10 protein-coding genes are annotated in these 18924 nt (G+C 41.6%); 6 read left to right on the forward strand and 4 right to left on the reverse strand.

Annotation, left to right across the window (positions count from 1 at the left end; translation table 11 throughout):
* Nucleotides 1–33: 33 nt before the first annotated feature.
* Nucleotides 34–1935, forward strand: coding sequence for a PTS fructose transporter subunit IIABC (locus IEX12_RS08125; protein WP_188724934.1), 1902 nt, complete (start codon nt 34–36; stop codon nt 1933–1935).
* A gap of 250 nt (nt 1936–2185) precedes the next feature.
* Here the strand turns inward: IEX12_RS08125 and IEX12_RS08130 are convergent, their stop codons facing one another.
* Entirely contained in the window at nt 2186–3070 is an 885-nt protein-coding gene (locus IEX12_RS08130) for a fructose bisphosphate aldolase (RefSeq protein ID WP_102415627.1), read from the reverse strand.
* Nucleotides 3071–4073: 1003 nt separating this feature from the next.
* Here IEX12_RS08130 and IEX12_RS08135 point away from each other — a divergent pair.
* Nucleotides 4074–8987 carry a 5'-nucleotidase C-terminal domain-containing protein gene (locus IEX12_RS08135; protein ID WP_188724935.1) on the forward strand — a complete coding sequence of 1638 codons (4914 nt, stop codon included), beginning with the start codon at nt 4074–4076 and terminating at the stop codon, nt 8985–8987.
* Between the two features lie 284 nt (nt 8988–9271).
* Here the strand turns inward: IEX12_RS08135 and IEX12_RS08140 are convergent, their stop codons facing one another.
* On the reverse strand, nt 9272–10159 hold the full coding sequence (locus IEX12_RS08140) for a TetR/AcrR family transcriptional regulator (protein ID WP_088049472.1): 888 nt from the start codon (nt 10157–10159) through the stop codon (nt 9272–9274).
* Nucleotides 10160–10513: 354 nt separating this feature from the next.
* Here IEX12_RS08140 and IEX12_RS08145 point away from each other — a divergent pair, with 354 nt between their 5' ends.
* Nucleotides 10514–13804 (forward strand): efflux RND transporter permease subunit, encoded by a 3291-nt coding sequence (locus IEX12_RS08145; protein ID WP_188724936.1) that lies wholly within the window; start codon nt 10514–10516, stop codon nt 13802–13804.
* 206 nt (nt 13805–14010) lie between these two features.
* Here the strand turns inward: IEX12_RS08145 and IEX12_RS08150 are convergent, their stop codons facing one another.
* Together IEX12_RS08150 and IEX12_RS08155 are read right to left on the reverse strand one after the other, a co-directional pair.
* Nucleotides 14011–14172 (reverse strand): cysteine-rich CWC family protein, encoded by a 162-nt coding sequence (locus IEX12_RS08150; RefSeq protein ID WP_188724940.1) that lies wholly within the window; start codon nt 14170–14172, stop codon nt 14011–14013.
* Between the two features lie 752 nt (nt 14173–14924).
* Nucleotides 14925–15839 carry a class I SAM-dependent methyltransferase gene (locus IEX12_RS08155; RefSeq protein WP_088049474.1) on the reverse strand — a complete coding sequence of 305 codons (915 nt, stop codon included), beginning with the start codon at nt 15837–15839 and terminating at the stop codon, nt 14925–14927.
* 493 nt (nt 15840–16332) lie between these two features.
* Here IEX12_RS08155 and IEX12_RS08160 point away from each other — a divergent pair, with 493 nt between their 5' ends.
* The 3 genes from IEX12_RS08160 to IEX12_RS08170 all read left to right on the forward strand — a co-directional run.
* Nucleotides 16333–16941 carry a YvcA-related protein gene (locus IEX12_RS08160; protein ID WP_188724937.1) on the forward strand — a complete coding sequence of 203 codons (609 nt, stop codon included), beginning with the start codon at nt 16333–16335 and terminating at the stop codon, nt 16939–16941.
* A gap of 213 nt (nt 16942–17154) precedes the next feature.
* Nucleotides 17155–17772 (forward strand): YvcA-related protein, encoded by a 618-nt coding sequence (locus IEX12_RS08165; protein WP_102415622.1) that lies wholly within the window; start codon nt 17155–17157, stop codon nt 17770–17772.
* Nucleotides 17772–18924, forward strand: a 1153-nt coding sequence (locus IEX12_RS08170; RefSeq protein ID WP_371871287.1) for a DUF6792 domain-containing protein, incomplete at its 3' end; no start/stop codon positions are given. The genes IEX12_RS08165 and IEX12_RS08170, both read left to right, overlap by 1 nt.

Below are 18924 nucleotides of genomic sequence, written 5' to 3' on the forward strand. Positions count from 1 at the left end.
GAAATGACAAAACGTTTACAGGGAGGGAATAAGATGGAACTCGTAGATATTCTAACCCAGGATAATATTATTTTGAATCTTAAAGGGAATAATCAAGCGGCTGTCATTGATGAGTTGGTAAATAAATTAGCTGAAAACCAGCTCACCAATGACGCTGAACGATTCAAAAAAGCAATTTACAAAAGGGAGAATGAAATTTCAACTGCTGTAGGTTATGGAGTAGCCATTCCTCACGCACAATCTGAATCTGTGACCAAACCCACTATTATAATGGGGAGAACATTGCCAGGAATTGATTACGGTGGTCAACATACCAATTTAATTTTTATGATTGCAGCACCGGAAAATGCTTCAAATGAACACTTATCACTTTTGTCTCAACTGTCAACTTTCTTAATGAGTGAAACATTTAGAGCAAAGTTAATTGTAGCGACATCAGAGGCTGAGGTTATAAAAGCTATCCAGGAACAAGAAAAATTACAAGAACCAACTTCTGATGAGGAATCTGTTTCTGGAAAATATTTAGTCGGAATAACCGCATGTATGACTGGAATCGCACACACGTATATGGCTGCAGAATCTTTAAAAGAAGCTGCTGGAAAACGAGGCATGAAGGTCAAAATTCAGACCAATGGTGCTAATGGTCCTGAGAACAAGCTTACTGCAGCAGATATCCAGAAGGCAGACGCCATTGTGATAGCGCACGATGTGCAAGTGGATGCCTCCGTGTTACGAGGTAAACGATATGTTGATGTACCTGTAAAAAAAGCAATTAGTCATGCTGATCAATTAATTGATCAAGCCTTGTCCTATAATATAAAAGAAAATAATGTTGATGAGCCAGCGATGGAAGACAAGCCGGAGCCAGAAGAAAAATCAGGATTGAATTTTTATAAGCATATTATGAGTGGGGTTTCCTATATGATTCCATTCGTCGTTGTCGGAGGAATTTTTATCGCAATTTCCTTCATGTTCGGTATTTATGCGGCAGATCCTGAGAGTGATCAATTTAATGTTTTCGCCCAATTCTTTAATCAGGTTGGTGGTGAAGCAGCATTTGCATTAATGGTTCCAATCCTGGCTGGATTTATTGGATTTAGTATTGCAGATAAACAAGGACTAGCCCCGGCAATGATTGGTGGTATGATGGCCAGCATAGGTGGATCTGGTTTCCTTGGCGGAATGATAGCTGGATTTGTAGGTGGTTTTGCTGCGAAGTTTATTGGCAAATCTATGGCTAAAATACCAAAGTCCTTCCAGGGATTAGTTTCTGTTTTAATTGTTCCTTTAATAAGTACATTTATTGTTAGTGCTTTCATGTTCTTTGTATTAAATACGCCAATGTCCATGCTAAATGAATTTTTGGAGGGCTGGTTAAAAGGTCTTACTGGAATTAATGCAGCTATTCTTGGAGCTTTGTTAGCTGGAATGATGGCTTCTGATATGGGCGGACCGATTAATAAAACGGCTTCTGCTTTCGGTTTAGCAATGTTTGCTGCAAACATTTTTGAACCATCAGCTGCTTTAATGGTTGGCGGAATGGTACCTCCGATTGGCATTGCGCTTGCCACAACAATCTTTAAAAACAGATTTACTATTCAAGAAGCGGAAGCAGGAAAAGCAAGTTATGTACTAGGAGCAAGCTTTATTACAGAAGGCGCGATTCCTTTTGCTGCTGCAGATCCATTAAGGATAATTCCTGCAAATATAATCGGTGCGGCAGTAGGTGGGGCATTGTGTATGGCAATGGATATTTCATTAAAGGCACCTCATGGTGGAATCTTTGTTATCCCTATTGCCAGCAATAAACCATTATTGTACATTGGATGTATACTTCTAGGCTCTTTCATTACCTGCTTAATTATTGGCTTTTTGAAAAAACCTCTGTCTGAGAAAGAAAGAAACAATGCAAAACAAATGAGTAATATTATTTAAAAAACTTCCATATATTTTTTGTTAGAGATGAATGTGTTAATAAAGTAAAGTGACTCCCTTAAAAAAGTAATGACAGAAACTTTTTAAGGGAGTATTTTTATGCTTATCGATTTAATCCTCAGGAAGCCCATTTCAAATGCTCCCAGATGATTCAAAGCGTGCAAAAAACGGCAACTAAGCGCTTTTTGCGGGTTTATTTATTTAAACACTGTACGGAATTTCCAGGATGCTTCCCTAAATCCCGTATAATCTAAACGGAAGCCTCATAAATAGATTTCACTGCCGCCTCAAGCGCAGCATTAAATTCTTCATCCGTTTGGCTGACATTCAAATCCTGACTTAACGCTCTTGAAAAGCTGGCAATCAGCCCATCATTCTCTTTTAGCTTTTCATTCGCTTCGTCTCTCGAATAACCGCCGGAAAGGGCAACAACACGAATTACATTTGGATGTTCGATTAACGTTTTGTAGGTGTTTGCCTGCGTAGGAATCGATAATTTTAGCATTACGTGCTCATTCTCATTTAAATTATTTAGATGGCGCAGGATTTCCGCTTTTAATAGCTCTTCGCATTTTTCTTTTTCCGGGCTGTTAATATCTACTTCCGGTTCAATAATTGGCACAAGTCCGGCAGCGATAATCTGTTTGCCGATTTCGAATTGCTGATCGACTACATCCTTGATGCCTTCCGGGTTGGCCTCTTTAATAACGGAGCGCATTTTTGTACCAAAGATATGGCGTTCATTTGCACGTTTAAGTGTTTCGGTAAGGTCGGGGATCGGCTTCATCAGCTGTACGCCATTAGATTCTTCTGCAAGGCCTTTGTCCACTTTTAAAAAAGGGACAATGCCTTTCTTTTCAGTCAGATAATCGCCGGTGTACAATCCCTCAATTTCACGGTCCATCGTTTGTTCAAAAAGAATTGCACCCAAAATATAATTGGAATCGAAAGCAGGCGATGTAATAATCCGTGTCCGCATTTCATGAACTAAATCGAACATTTCATCCTCGTTTGCATACGCATCATCTGTGACTCCGTAAGCGGCTAATGCTTTTGGCGTACTGCCGCCACTTTGATCCAGTGCTGCAATAAACCCTTTTCCGTTTTTCATTTTTTCAAATTGACTTTGTTGCATTATTTTCACTCCTCTACGTAATAGTGCCAGCTTTATTACCATGGAAAACATCCTTCATACTCAATTGTAGCACTAATGGTAAAAACGTTATAGTTATGCGCATAGATATTTTACCTATGCAATAATTTCTTTTTTATCAGCTGTCATCGCCTGCTGGGCCAATAACGACCTGTTTCCCTCTTGCATGTCTTGTTTCCGTCTTTTTTAGCACATCCACAGCTTGTTCAAATGGATATTTACTTAATAACCAGCTGGGATATGTTTTTCTGTTTTACCAAAATAAAAGTTGGGCAACATCCTTCTGTGTTTCTTGGGAGGCGACCTATTTGCTGTACGATAATATGCTTAGGCATCCTCCAAAGAAATCCTATTACCTTTTGAAGCCACCTATGTTGATCATCACCAGACTTTTTACCTATGATAAGGCTGTTTTATTTATGATTCGGTACTTTTGAATCTAGCATATTTATTTAAAACTATATTATATTAAATATGATTGAATATTAAGTCATAACACCTATTAGAAGGAGGTACTCGAGCAGCATTTTTCAAAGTTTAAGAGACAGGACAGGTTTTTGGAGATAGTTGTCATGGATAGTCGAATCAGTTATCAACACCGTCAACCTTGACAAATTTCCTCATTCCAGAACTGCAATCGTATGATGGTTATGAAAAGCGGCATTCATTTTTAATAAAATTATATTTTCATCGATTGCGGATAGGAGAAGGATCCATTTAATGAATCTACCAACTTTATATTGTTTTTACAATCTATTCATAAAGGATTAAAACCAATTCGTTATGATAAGTTTGAACAGGCAAAACAGGCTGCCTGAGGGCAGTTTAGCAGTACTTTAAATAAACTGACTGCACTGGATTAAAAAAGAAATACATAACTGGGCTACATGATGCGTTGTCAATGGGGGTGTTTTCAAAAGGTATTGGGAAGAGACTTTGAATTTAGCTAGATTTTGAGAGACAAATTCGGAAAGGGGAGACACAGATGAATTCACCGATCAAAAGAAAATATTACAGCATCATGCTGATTTTTATATTAATGGTGAGTATGCTAACACCTGCAGCCCCGATGGGTACATATGCAGCTGCAGCGGACGAGTCATTAACTGTCGGGGAAGCAATTGAAAAGGGTAATGATGGCAGTGAACAGACTGTGAAAGGGTACATTGTCGGGTATGTCATTAGTCCTAACAATGTAACGCAAACGGATTTTCGCGAGGATCATAATGTAGCACTGGCGGATGAGGCTGGCGAAACTGATCCTGATAAAATGCTGTTTGTTCAGCTGACCAAAGATTTTCGCGACACATTCGGGCTGAAGACCAACCCTGATAATCTGGGCAAGGAGATTGTTGTCACCGGAACGATGAAAGAATACTTCAACCATAACGGCCTGAAGAACCCAAGTGATGTGAGGTTCACTTCTGAGGAGCCGGAACAACCGCTTGAACTTCAGTCAATCGCGGAAGTAAGGGCGCAGGCTACGGGTGAAGCCAAAACAAAAGGTGTTGTCACGGCTAAATTAAAAAATACGATTCAGATTCAGGATGACACCGCAGCGATTGCTGTACGCCCTGCATCACTCGATGTGCAACTAGGGGACGAAATCACGGTAACCGGCAGTTTGAGAGATTACCATGGATTGCTGGAGTTGGATGGCACAACGATTGAAGATAAAACTGCGAATGTAGGTGTTCCTGATCCTTTGACGCTAACTGGTGGTGAACTTGAAAATCATCAATCGAAACTTGCTGTCATCAAAAATGTAACGCTTACCGACGTAAATGATGCTGGCGATTGGGCCAACTATACTGCTGAGGATGAAAGTGGGAACACGTTTATCGTTCGTGATGAGACAGGCGGGCTAACCCTTGAGGTAGGTGTCACATATGATTCCATTACCGGCATTGTGACACAATTTGATTCGGATCAGCAACTTATTCCCCGCAGCCAGTCGGATATTGTTGGCGATAAATCTGCTGTTCAGCCGGTTACCGCAAGCCCTGGACCGGGTACGATTGCAGCAGGTACAGCTGTCACACTGAAAACAGCTACAGATGGTGCGGCCATTTTTTACACGACAGATGGCAGTGATCCAACGGAAAATGATCAACGTTACAATGGTGCCATCACCGTCGATGAGGATGTTACGATCAAAGCCATCGCTAAAAAAGATGGTTTAACAGCGAGTAAAACAGCTGAATTTACCTATTCTGTTTATGATCCGGAAGACGGTGTCATGATTCATGATATTCAGGGAGAAGGTCACGAATCACCGATGGAAGGCATGACTGTTGAGGATGTCGAGGGTATCGTTACGTATACATATGAAATCAGAGGTTCGAACTATTTTCATATGCAGACACCGGAAGAAGATTATGATGGAAATGAAAAAACATCTGAGGGCATAGTTGTTTACACAGGGAAAGCAGAGGATGTTGAAGTAGGTGATCTCGTCAGTGTAACCGGAGAAGTCGATGAATATCATATTGATGGGTATGATGATCGGGCTGAGACGGATCTGCCGGTTACCGAAATCAATGCACGTGACGATCAAGGCGACGCTGTTGAAATAATAGAAAGCAACGTTGTATTACCGGAACCTGTCCAGATAACCTCAAGCGATATCCCGGAAGACATTATTGGGGAAGGTGGGTTTGATCGTTTTGAACCTGCTGATTATGCGATTGATTACTGGGAAAGCATAGAAGGAATGCGTGTGGAAGTGGCACCATCCAGGGCAGTTGCACCACAGGAGCATGGGGATCTTGTTGTTGTGACAGACGAATTTATGCCGGAAAACACAACGGACAATGGCGGTATCCGCTTGACCGAGCAGGGACCAAATGCGCAAACGATCCAGTTTAAGCTGCACCCGAACGGCGAGGCCAGGGATTTTGCCGTCAAAACGGGTGACCAGTTCACGGAGGCCATTGATGGTGTTGTCAATTACGGTTATGGCAACTATAAAATTTATAGCGATCTGGACGATGTCGAAGCTGTTTTTTCCGAGGGTGATACACAGCCGGAGCAAACGAGCATCGTTAAAGATGAGGACAAGCTGACGGTTGCCACCTATAACGTGGAGAATTTTTCGGCAAACGAAAGCGAGACGTCAGCCCAAAAAGCCACAAATATAGCCCGTGCATTTGTAAGTGATATGAACAGTCCGGATATTGTGGGCATTGTTGAAGTTATGGACAATAATGGACAGGATCAAGGTCCATCAGATGCGGATGCTTCCGAAAGCTATGAGCGGCTCATTGCTGAAATCAAAGCTCAGGGCGGACCAGATTACGATTATGCCAATATTGACCCTGAATATAATCAGGATGGTGGCGCACCGAATGGCAATATTCGTGTCGGGTTTCTTTACAATCCGGAGCGTGTATCATTGATGGACGGTGAGCACGGGACTGCTACGGAAGCAACGGAATATCAGGATGGACAATTGACGCTGAATCCGGGGCGTATCGCTCCAGGCGCTGACGCATTTGCCAATACACGTAAGCCGTTGGCGGCACAGTTCAGTTTTAATGGGGAAAGTGTTGTTGTCATCGCGAATCATTTGAATTCCAAAACCGGTGATGATGGTGCATTCGGTCAAAACCAGCCGCCTGTATTAAAAAGTGAACAACAGCGGCGTGAATTGGCAGCGCTTGTCAATCAGTTTGTTACAGATATCGAAGCGGACAACCCAGATGAAAATGTCATTGTTTTAGGAGATATGAATGACTTTGAATTTTCTGAGCCGCTTGAAATCCTTGCTGGCAAGGAATTGACCAACAAAATGATGGATGTGCCGGAAGCGGATCGGTACACATATGTTTATCAAGGCAATTCACAGGTGCTTGATCATGTTCTCGTTTCAGATCATCTGGCTGCTTCCACTGAGGCTGACGTGCTGCATGTGAATGCAGATTTTACCGATATGCATGGACGGGCCAGCGATCATGACCCAATCTTGACACAAATCGATTTAGCAGGAACCGAAGAAGTTGATGAGCCATTTGATTTGTCGATCATGCATATGAACGATACACACGCCCACGTTGAACCGCTTGCCAAAATGGTGACAGCGGTCAAAGAATTCAGGGAAGAAAAACCGGATTCGCTGCTTCTTCATGGCGGGGACGTTTTTTCCGGAACCCTGTACTTCAATGAGTTCAAGGGACAAGCTGATCTGGCATTACTGAACATGATGGATGTTGATGCCATGGTTTTCGGCAATCACGAATTTGATCTTGGTGCTGAAGAAGGCGGTCATGAATCTTTGTCAGCATTTGTTGAAAATGCCGAGTTCCCGTTCCTGGGTACGAATAGTGACTTTTCGCAGGATTCATTTATGCAAAATCTTGAAACAAATCAATCACTGGTCGATGATCCGGAAAACGGACAAATTTATAACAGTATTGTCAAAGAAATTGACGGTGAACAAGTGGGGATCTTCGGCTTGACAACCGAGGATACGCAAAATGTTTCAAATGCTGAAGACGTCACATTTGCCGATTTTAAGGAGACAGCCGAGCAGACAGTGGAGGCCTTTGAAGATGCCGGCATTGATAAGATCGTCGCGCTCACACACCTTGGTTATGACAGTGCACCAGAAGTGGGCAATGATTTGCGCCTGGCTGAAGAAGTCGATGGGATTGATGTTATTGTCGGCGGTCATTCTCACACCGTGCTGGAAGAACCGGTTGTTGTCGATGGAGACGGGAAAGACAAAGAACCAACCGTGATTGTTCAGGCAGGTCAATATGCGGAATATCTTGGCACACTTGATGTGACATTTGACGAGAACGGTGTCGTTACCGGTTATCAAGGCGAATTGCTTGAGGTAGATGGTTTTGAGGAAGATCCGGAAGCGACAGAAGTGCTTAAACCGTTTAAAGATCAAGTTGACGAAAAAATGAACGAAGAAATCGGCGCAGAGGCTATGAAGGATTTGACGAACCCGCGCCAGAATGCTCCGGGCGATGACAGTGTCAGAGCTAATGAAACCGAGCTTGGAAATTTGGTCACAGATGCCATGCTCGCCAAGGCAAAAGAAAAGTATCCCGAAACGGTCATTGCCTTTCAAAATGGCGGTGGTATCCGCACGTCAATTGATAAAGGGCCGATTACCTCCGGAGAAGTCATCAGTGTCCTGCCGTTTGGCAATAATCCGGTCATTGCGACATTAACCGGTCAGGAAATCAAGGATATTTTGGAACACAGTGTCCGTCAGGCCCCGGCTGAAAACGGTGGATTCCTGCACGTTTCCGGGATGCGTTTCTATTATGACAGTGAAAAAGAACCGGGCAGCCGTATTGTTCAAATGTATGTCGAGAATGACGGGGAACTGGAAGAAATTCAGCTCGATCAAGAATATCTTGTTACAACGAATGCTTTTACCGGTCAGGGCGGTGATGGATTTGAAACGTTTAAAAAGGCCTATGAAGAAGGGCGCGTCAAAGACATTGGTGAAAGTGACTGGCAGCAATTGGTTGATTACATGGTCGAAGAAAAATATCTGGGTGGCATTGTCGACCCTGAAAGAGAAGGGCGGATTGTCGATTTGATGGGTGAGGGGCTTCCTGAAGATCCGGGTGATAACGAGGACCCTGGTGATGGTAATGGGGAAGATCCCGGTTCTGATCAGGGTGGAACAACGCCTGGAGGAAATGGTTCAGACGGAGATGGTGCACCACCTGGAGATCATAATGGAAATAATTCAGGCGGGGACGGCACACCACCAGGGAATCATTCTGGAAACGGCACATCACCTGAAGATCATTCCGGGAATGGTGCAGCTTTGCCAGATACAGCTACGAACATGTTTATGTACTTGCTTATTGGGAGTGTACTTATTGCAGCAGGCGGTGTGATCCTGCTTTACAGACGGCGGCTTTTCCGATAAAGGTTTGAAGAGCTCACCATTAACAGACAGTAAACGAATTTCTTTTGAAAAATTGGAATAAGTATTTGATGTAAGCTGAACATTGATAGATCAGCGGCAGATAAGATTAGAACAGCCCCTTACGGAGGGGGCTGTTCCTAATGTTTATCTTCCGGTCCGGTGCTCGTTCTTTATAAAGGTAAAGGGTAGGGAAAATATACGACTTTAACTAATGGAAAAAATAAATAGCCCAAGAATCTGTTGTAACATATTACGTCAGATTCTTGGGTATTCAATAAATACACTCACAAAAGCTGTAGTCCCAAAAGACCAGCTATTTTTCCCCGATAACGATCAAACTCCCCAACCTCCTTTAAATTAGCCAGCATCCCTTGAAACGCATACCGATCCAATTCGGGCTTCTCCAGTTCGTTTTGAAGAAAATGCACTACATGATGAAGCCCATTCTTTTGCACTTTGGAAAGAGGCATTGCTGCCAGCTTTTCCTCCATGTCTGTCAGCAAGGCGGCAACTTGGCTTTTTGCATCCACAGGCGAAAATGTTTGCTCCGGCAGCAAATGCTGGAAACTGCTTGGATGGATGATGGATTTTTCCCCATTTTCAAAGGCTTGGACGATATCATCAATCCGGTTCAGTAAAAATCCCGCAACACGATCGGTGTCCAAGTTCAAATCGTGAAATAACATCGCTCCCAGATAGCTGTTTTGCATGCCCTCCGTCAGCATAATGATGTCAGCGATGTAGGGTTTGATTTTCTCGCCATAGGTTTCCATTAAATTCCGGTAGTACCAGGCAATCGTGTCTTTTCTGGATTGTTCTATCACATTGCGCAGTTCCTTATTGATGGAAAAATTCTGTTCACGCAAATAGACGATGAAAAACGCACGCTGTTTCTTCAGCTGTTCAAATGGTACACGCAACTGCTGTTTCATTTTTTCTCGTGGCTCTAAGCCAGCTTGATCGATTGCCAGGATTGCTTCGTTCATCTGATCAAAATAATATTGGAAAATCGCGACATGTAACGCTTCTTTTGATGAAAAATAATGATAGAATGCCCCTTTGGAGATGCCGCAAACATCGACAATGTCTTGAACGGACGTGTTAAAAAATCCATTTTCAGCAGACAGCCTGATGGATGATTCAATGATTTCCTGTCGTTTATCTTTTTTCATTTTATCCTCACCCGTTTCGTTTCATTCCAAGCTCAGAGCCTGTAGGTACGTACATTTTTTCTCATTGCATTTATTATGACCAATCAGTCATATCCTGTCAACAAAAAGATAAAAAATATGGTGCTTGGCACTTGATTTAGACTGACGAGTCGGTTAATATAGGGAATGTGATTTTTAATTATCCGCATATGCTTTGGATTTGTATTGCTTTTCAAAAGGTATTTGGAATTACGCCATATTTTTGACCGACTAGTCGGGTTTTGGCTGTCACCTTTTTGGAAAATAAGCTGAATCATAGAGAAAAAATGAATCATGCAGATAAAAACATAATGTACGTATGGAGGAGTGGGAAATTTGAAAAGCATCATCAACTTTGCCCTGAACAACAAGTTTGCTATATGGATTCTCACCATACTGGTTGTTGTTACAGGACTTTATTCCGGCATGAATATGAAGCAGGAAACCATGCCAGATATTACCATGCCAAACATATCGATTGTGACGACTTATCCGGGTGCGGCACCGAATGAAGTGGCGGAAAAAGTATCAGAACCCATTGAGCAAGTCGTGCAAAATCTACAGGGAGTGGAAACGGTTAACTCTTCTTCCATGGAGAACGCATCTTCCGTCCAGTTGGAATTCGACTTTGACACCGACATGGATAATGCGGTCAACGACGTCAAAGAGGCAGTATCAAAAGCAGATCTGCCTGATGGTGCACAAGATCCGGATGTATCACGTCTGAGTATCAATGCTTTTCCGGTCATCGCGTTAAGCATTAGCAACCCGGATCAGTCACTGGAGGAATTGACAAATACAGTGGAAAATGATGTCGTGCCTGGATTAAAAGGTATCGACGGGGTGTCCGATGTCCAGGTAACCGGACAGCAATTGCAAAAAGTAACCATCGATTTTGACAAAAAGAAACTGGACAAGTACGGATTGACGGAAGAGACCGTGCAACAATTGATCCAAGGATCAGATATCACCTATCCGCTAGGGCTGACAAATTTTGATGACGAGGTGAAAAACCTCATAATTGACGGCAACGTTGCTAGTACCAAGGATCTAAAGAAATTGAAAATACCATACACCCCTCCACAAGCAGGACAAGGATCGGCTGCGGGACAAGGTCAAATGGAACAAGGCCAGGCTGGTCAAGGACAAATGGAAAACATGCAAGGCGAGATGCCTGGCGGTGATGGGCAACAAGGCAATGCATCCGAACAAGGCGCCGCGCAGCAAGGACAAATGCCGGATGCAGGTGCTCAGGCACAAGGATCAGCACAACAAGGCGAGATGCCTAACGCGGATCAAGCCGGCCAAGCACAAATGACGCCTGAAATCCCAACTGTTACACTGGATAAACTGGCTGACATCAAACTCGTAAACGAATCGGAATCGATTTCCAGAACAAATGGTGAAGATTCGATCGGTGTTCAAGTTGTCAAAGGGGCGGATGCGAATACGGTTGATGTGGTCAATGCAGTAAAAGATCAGATAGATGAATTTGAAGACGACTTGGGGATCACCTCTGTATCCACATTTGACCAGGGTGAACCAATTGAAGAGTCGGTCAGCACAATGCTGGATAAGGCATTGTTCGGTATCCTTTTTGCCGTTATCATCATTTTGCTGTTCTTGCGGAGTTTTAAAACGACACTGATTTCGATTGTATCGATTCCACTATCACTGTTGATTGCGATTTTCGTGCTCCATTATATGGACATCACGTTGAATATCATGACGCTTGGCGCGTTGACCGTCGCAATCGGGCGTGTCATCGATGACTCGATCGTTGTGATGGAAAATATCTACCGGCGTATGGCCTTGCCAAATGAGCAACAGCATGGCAAAGAATTGATTAGGGAAGCAACACGGCAAATGTTCATCCCGATCCTATCTTCGACCATCGTCACGATTGCCGTGTTCTTGCCAATGGGCTTGGTACAAGGGCAAGTGGGCGAATTGTTCATGCCATTCGCGCTCGCTGTCGTATTTGCACTAGCTGCATCATTGCTTGTGGCAATTACGGTTGTTCCGATGCTGGCCCATTCCTTGTTTAAAAAACAATTAAACAATGGCACGGCTGCTGGCAAACCAAAACAGGAGAAGAAACCGAGCAGACTGGCTCATTTTTATAAGGGTATTTTGGAATGGGCTTTGAACCATAAAGTGATCACCTTTGGTGGTGCAGTTGTCGTACTTGTGTTGAGTTTGTTCTTGCTCCCAGTCATCGGCGTCAATTTTCTGGCTGACCAAGAACAAAAAATGGTCATGGCAACCTATACACCAGAACCTGGTCAAACCCATGAAGAAGCCGAAGATATTGCTGCTGATGCCGAAGATTTAATTAGTAATCGCGACGGTATTACTACCTATCAATATTCACTCGGCGGAGATAGTCCATTGTCGATGATGGGAATGGGTGGCGGAGATAATGCTGCACTATTTTTCATCGAATATGACAAGGATTATGAAAACTTCGATGAGGAAAGTTCCAAGATCATCAAAGATCTCAACAAACAAACGGATATCGGCGAATGGAAGAGCATGGACTTTTCGAGCATGGGCAGCGGAATGGAGTTGTATGTCTATGGGGATAATCTTGAGGACATCCAAAAAGGTGCTGATGACGTTGTATCCATCATGAAAGATAATAAAGATCTGGAGAAAGTGGATTCCAGTATTACCGAAGCTTATGATCAATATACGCTTGTGGCCAATCAGAAAAAATTGAGCAAATATGGCTTGACTGCAGCGCAAGTCGGCATGAGTTTAGGTGAGACGAGCGACAATTCTCCGCTCACCACGGTAAAACATGATGGGGAGGATGTGGACGTCTATGTGGAAGTAGAGAAAAAAGATTACAAGAATGTCAAGGATTTAACTGACGTCGAGATCCAGACACCACTGGGAACAACCATTAAAGTAGGCGACGTGATGGATGTCAAGGAAGGAAAATCTCCGGAGACCATCCAGCGTCGAGACAATAAAATGGTCGCCACCGTCTCAGCAGACATCAAGACCGATGATGCAGGAGCGGTATCTAATCAGGTGCAGGAGAAAATTGACAAACTTGACCTGCCAAGTGGTGTTAGCGTAGATTTTGGTGGGATAACAGAACAAATCAATGAATCCTTCTCACAACTTGGTCTGGCGATGCTTGCGGCAATTGCAATTGTGTACTTTGTGCTGGTCGTGACCTTCCATGGCGCACTGGCTCCATTTGCCATTTTGTTCTCGCTGCCGTTTACGGTTATCGGTAGTCTGGTCGCTTTATGGATTGCGGGTGAGCCATTGAGCGTATCGGCGATGATCGGTGCGCTGATGCTAATCGGTATTGTCGTGACAAATGCGATTGTGTTGATTGATCGTGTCATCCATCAAGAAAAAGAGGGACTTACGACAAGAGAAGCGTTACTGGAAGCAGGCGCTACAAGGCTGCGTCCAATCCTGATGACAGCACTTGCAACGATTGGTGCACTGATTCCACTGGCCATTGGCGCAGAAGGCGGTGGTCTGATTTCCAAAGGATTAGGCATTACCGTTATCGGTGGCTTGATAAGTTCAACGCTATTAACACTTGTCATCGTACCAATTGTTTACGAAGTACTTGCCAAGTTCCGAAAGAAAGAAATGTAAAAAAAAGGCAGCTGGTTATGTGACCGGCTGCCTTTTTCTAAAGATAAGAAAGATCTTAGGTTATATCCAATAATGGATGGGAACCACAACAGTAAAGAACTAGCTATTCACCTTATAGCGAGTCTTGGAGGGGCAGAGGTAACTCTGAATGTCGGATGAGGGAAAGGGATAATGAGTCTCGATGAAGTGGAGGAACCTTTCAATAACTATTCCTCACCCGCCTTCCTCACACAATCCATGCATATACATATCTTCCCGAGATCTTCCTCAGGAATTTTCGAAAATAGCTCGGTTGGGAAATCGACAGTTGTGCACCAGCAATCCTTTTCCTGATTATTTACTCCACAGTTATTTGGTTTATGGCAAATGGGGCAACGTTTTGCATGAGAATACTCACTTCCAGTCGATTTTAGTACTCAAGTTTAATTTACCATGTTTTGGATCAAAATCAAGACTTAATAAAAGTTAGAAAAATAGCGAAATTTGTTGTTGGCAAGAACATTCATTCTAGTATAATAACAGGCAAATAGTAATAGTATTTTAGTATATTTCTTCAATTTGAACTTCTTAGATATCCCCTTGGGTCGGCGAAACGGGTTTCATTAAGAGAAGTTTGTAAGCCAACATCTTACGGGGGTATTAAGAAGGTGGTGGATGAGATTATTATGGGGGAAGATGCGGCCCTTTAGTTATTTATTTTCAGTCTTCCTTACACATTCCAGCATATACATACCTTTCTAAGATCCTTCTAGGAATTTTCGAAAAAACCCCTACAGGAAAATGATCGTTGCGCATCTGCAATCCTTTTCCCGACGCCTATTCCGCAGATGCTAGGTTTATTACAAACAGGATACCTTGATTGCATGAGATCCCCCTTTCCAAATTACCAAGAAACGGAGAGCCGGAGGAAGTAGCAAGTATTGCATTATTACCTTGTTTCGGACGATTCCTGTTTTGTTAATGGGGATGTCATTCGTGCTGATGCAGGCGGGCTGACATATTAAGAGGACGCCAGGATCCTATGTGTATTTATCTTAAAAAACAACCGAACAACCCCAGGTAAAAGGTTGTTCGGCCGTTCTACATGCTCAGTTTTAGCATATCGTGCTTCTGCAGCGTGTTATTTTTTCACAGCATGAATATAATGAATCGTTTCAAAGGCTGACAGGTAATCATTTCGATCGCTAAAATAACGTTTATTAATGTCAGCGGGTGATAAATGTTCGTAAATTAATAGACCTGATTTCTCCAACAGCTTTTCTACTTCCGAATAGGAATAACAAGCCTTCATTGGCTCTCCGCCTGCTGCAGCCATTTTTACCATGTTTTCCACTCTATTGGATAGCCCTTTTTCTTCAAATAGTTGTTCGTCTGCATAATCAAAAACGATAGAGCTACCTGTTGGAACGTTGGAAATTAAATGATCGATCAAGCCGGAAAGATCTTCTTTCGTTAAGTAATAGGAAACTCCTAGAAGGCTAAAAAATGTCTTTTTGTTGGCAAACCCTTCATCTAATAGATTCTTGTAGGAAAAGAGCTCGGTGAAGTCCATCGAAACAAAATGAAGGTTATTCGGTATCTTGAAATTAGCTTCATCCAATCTTTTTTGTTTAAATTCCTGAGTAGCGGGATAATCAATTTCAAAGATTTCCAAGACTTTCTCCAATTCCGGATGTCGAAAAGCAAAAGTGTCTAATCCGGCACCAAGTATGACGTATTGTTTTAAACCTAACCGGACCTCATTACGTAATACTTGTTCGCAATATGCAGCACGTGCCAAGGGCGTTGGAGAAAGTTGAACTTGGGTAATCCATTTCAATATTTCTTCTTTGTTTCCTTTGAATTTTTCTGCTATATCTTTGTTGAAGAACTGTATACCCCCAACCATATTCTCTTTAACATCGTTGAATTCCTCTTCTGAAATTAAATCTTTAGCGATAAAGTCATTAAAAATTTTAGGTGTATCGAATTGGCTGTGATAAGCTCTGCCAAAAGCAGAGATTAGTGAAGTGATACTGGACTCGTCTTGTTTCATGCAAACACACTCCTTCATTTATATCAAAAAAAATAGGATTCCCCTGGCCAGGAGAATCCTATTATATACATTATTATGTTAATTGTAAATTATAGCATAAATAAAATTTTTTGTCAATTAAAATGCACCCCAAATTGAATGATCAATTGTGTTTGTATTTATTTCGTTATATTAGATAGGTTTCCTCATGTGACCGTCAAGTAAAATGGATGATAAAAATCGAGTCATTGAATGGTTGAAATCAATCCAGTTCATAGATGATGATACCAACAATGGAAATTCGTATCTAGATCTAAAAATTCTATGACAATAGAATTATTTTTTCGAATATTCATTCAAGGACTACGCTTCTTTTACTCCACTATGTATACTAAGACTAGGTATGTTTACAAACGATAGCTATACAACGGAAAGGATATTGGAGGCTGAAATTGTGAAATATTGGATCCATGTCTTATTATCCATATCGATTATACTGCTGGGAGGTTGTCAAATGGATAATGATAAAACAAATACAAAACCATCCGAAATGAATCCGGAAGACTTGCCGGATGTAAGAGTATTTAATGACGAATTTACCCGAGATTTTTTACAAACCACGGAGGAAATAAGACCAGGGTATTATCCGTTTTTGTCAGGGACAGGGGCTTATAAGATGGATTTTCCAGCTGGTGGGGTTATTGGTGAAAGGGCATATGCAATAAAGGAAAAAGGTTATGAGGAGTATCCTGTTCACATTGAAAATGAGGATGGTACTGGATCAATGGTTAACATTAATTATTATTCTTATCACAGGACTGAAAATGTGGACTCTTATTTGGATAGTTTGGAGCACAGATTAGGGGAGAATGTTGACTTTAAAAAAATCAATGGAGATTCGCAATCTGTTTATTATACCAACTATGAAGGAGATGGATTTTATACGTATGCCGGTTATGTGCAAAATAAAATAAATAATGGAGGAATTAAGATAATTTATAATAAAGATTGCAGAGGGGAATTAGAAAAAATTTGTAAAAGAAATAAACAGAAGGATAAAGAAGGTATCATTCAATGGATGGAATCAATCCGGTTTGTAAATAAAGATGCCAACAGTGGTTAATCAATACATAGATCAAAATTCCTGCGTCAATAGAATTATTTTTACGAATATTCATGCCAGAACTACACTTCTTCTGTGCCTCTATGTATACTAAGATTAGGTATGTGTAGAAATGATAGCTATACGACTAGAAGGATATTGGAGGCTGAAATTGTGAAATATTGGATTCATGTCTTATTATCCATATCGATTATACTGCTGGGAGGTTGTCAAATGGATAATGATAAAACAAATACAAAACCATCCGAAATGAATCCGGAAGACTTGCCGGATGTGCGAGCGTTTCATGATGAATTTACTCGAGGGTTTTTGCAATCCACGGAGGAAACAAGACCAGGGTATTATCCGTTTTTGTCAGGGACAGGAGCTTATAAGATGGATTTTCCAGCTGGTGGGATTGTTGGTGAAAAAGGGTACGGACGCATAAAAAAGAAAAAAGAAGGATATTTAGTTGGCATTGAAAATGAAAATGGTACGGGATCGTCAATTACAATCAATTATGATTCCTTTAAAATAAAGGATCATGTGGAATCTTATTTGGATAATCTCAAAGATAGACTAGGTAAAGAAGTAGAATTTAAAAAGTTGGAAATTGAAGATGACCAACAATCACTTTATTACGCTTATTTTGAGCGGAATGGGTTTTATACGTATGCAGGCTATTTGCAAAATGAAAAAAATCATGGCGGAATTCAGGCCGTTTATCAAATCGATTGTGGTGGACGCCAAGAAGAAGTATGTAAAGAAAACAAAAAGGCTGTCAAAGATCGTATTATTGAATGGATGAAATCAATTCAATTTATAAATGGAGATGAGGAAGTGAGTGGTTAATGAGCGATACAATTATAAATTCGCCTGAAATGCGCTTAAGGTTGATCCAATTAGGGTACGACGATGACTTATCTGAGGCCGAAGTCATAAAGAAAGTCAAGAGGATATATTTAGAAGAAACGGGACAGGAACTGAAGGCAGATATTAAGGTACGCACGTCAGAAGAGGCTAATATTGGTTCTGAATCTGGGTATGATGGTACTGCATTATATTTAGATTCCATGGAAAAGAATATTGAAGAATTATATGTTATATCACAAGGAAGCAGGGGCATGGAGGATTGGGAATATAATTTGGAAGCAATGTTAGCAGGGCAAAATGTTAGTCAGGCAGAAGATGCGGCTGAATTTGTAAAAGATGTCAAGAACCATTTTAATATTCACGAAGTTGAAAATGGAAAAAAAGATGAAAATTCCACACCTATTATTGGTTTATCACATTCATTAGCACATAATAATAATACAACAGCCCATTTATTATACGATACATTCGATGAGGTGTATAGTGTAAATGGTGCACAGACGAATTATTATCAGATCTATAATGCCGATTTTAGATTTGAAGAAGCTGTAAATAGGGAATTTTCGATCTCCAAAACAGATCCGGACGCTATTTATGACATCGACCCAGATAAATTACGCACATTCGCTGAAGACTTTTACAAAGACAAAGCCAAAAACATCCACCAAATTATTTCAGAGGATGACCCACTATACGCCGTCAGCGGTGTACGCGGATTCTTCACTCTTGGTGATGTGAGACCTATTGATACTATTCCAGACTATCCAGGCTTGCGTTCCATCATGGATGACATTCCGGATGATGTAGTGAAGGATCTGCAGGAGCTTGCTATTCAATACACTGTCTCATCCCAAAATGGCGGGACAAATGCTGCTATTCAGGATTTGTTGGGCGTAAACATGGATGTCGTTAACCAATTTGATGGAATTTGGAGTGTGGCAAAGATATATGCGACAAACCAGTCCGAGATTGATACAATGATTCGTGATGTAAATGATAAGCTTCCCGGACTACTCGCACAAATAAAAACGGTCACAACGAATGCTGATGTAATCTTTCAGCGATTTGTAGATGCCGGATATATCAGTGTTGATCAAAAGGATTTAATCGTCACCGAACTTACCAACATTC

This window comes from Lentibacillus populi (assembly GCA_014642895.1).
Lineage (GTDB): Bacteria > Bacillota > Bacilli > Bacillales > Amphibacillaceae > Lentibacillus_C > Lentibacillus_C populi.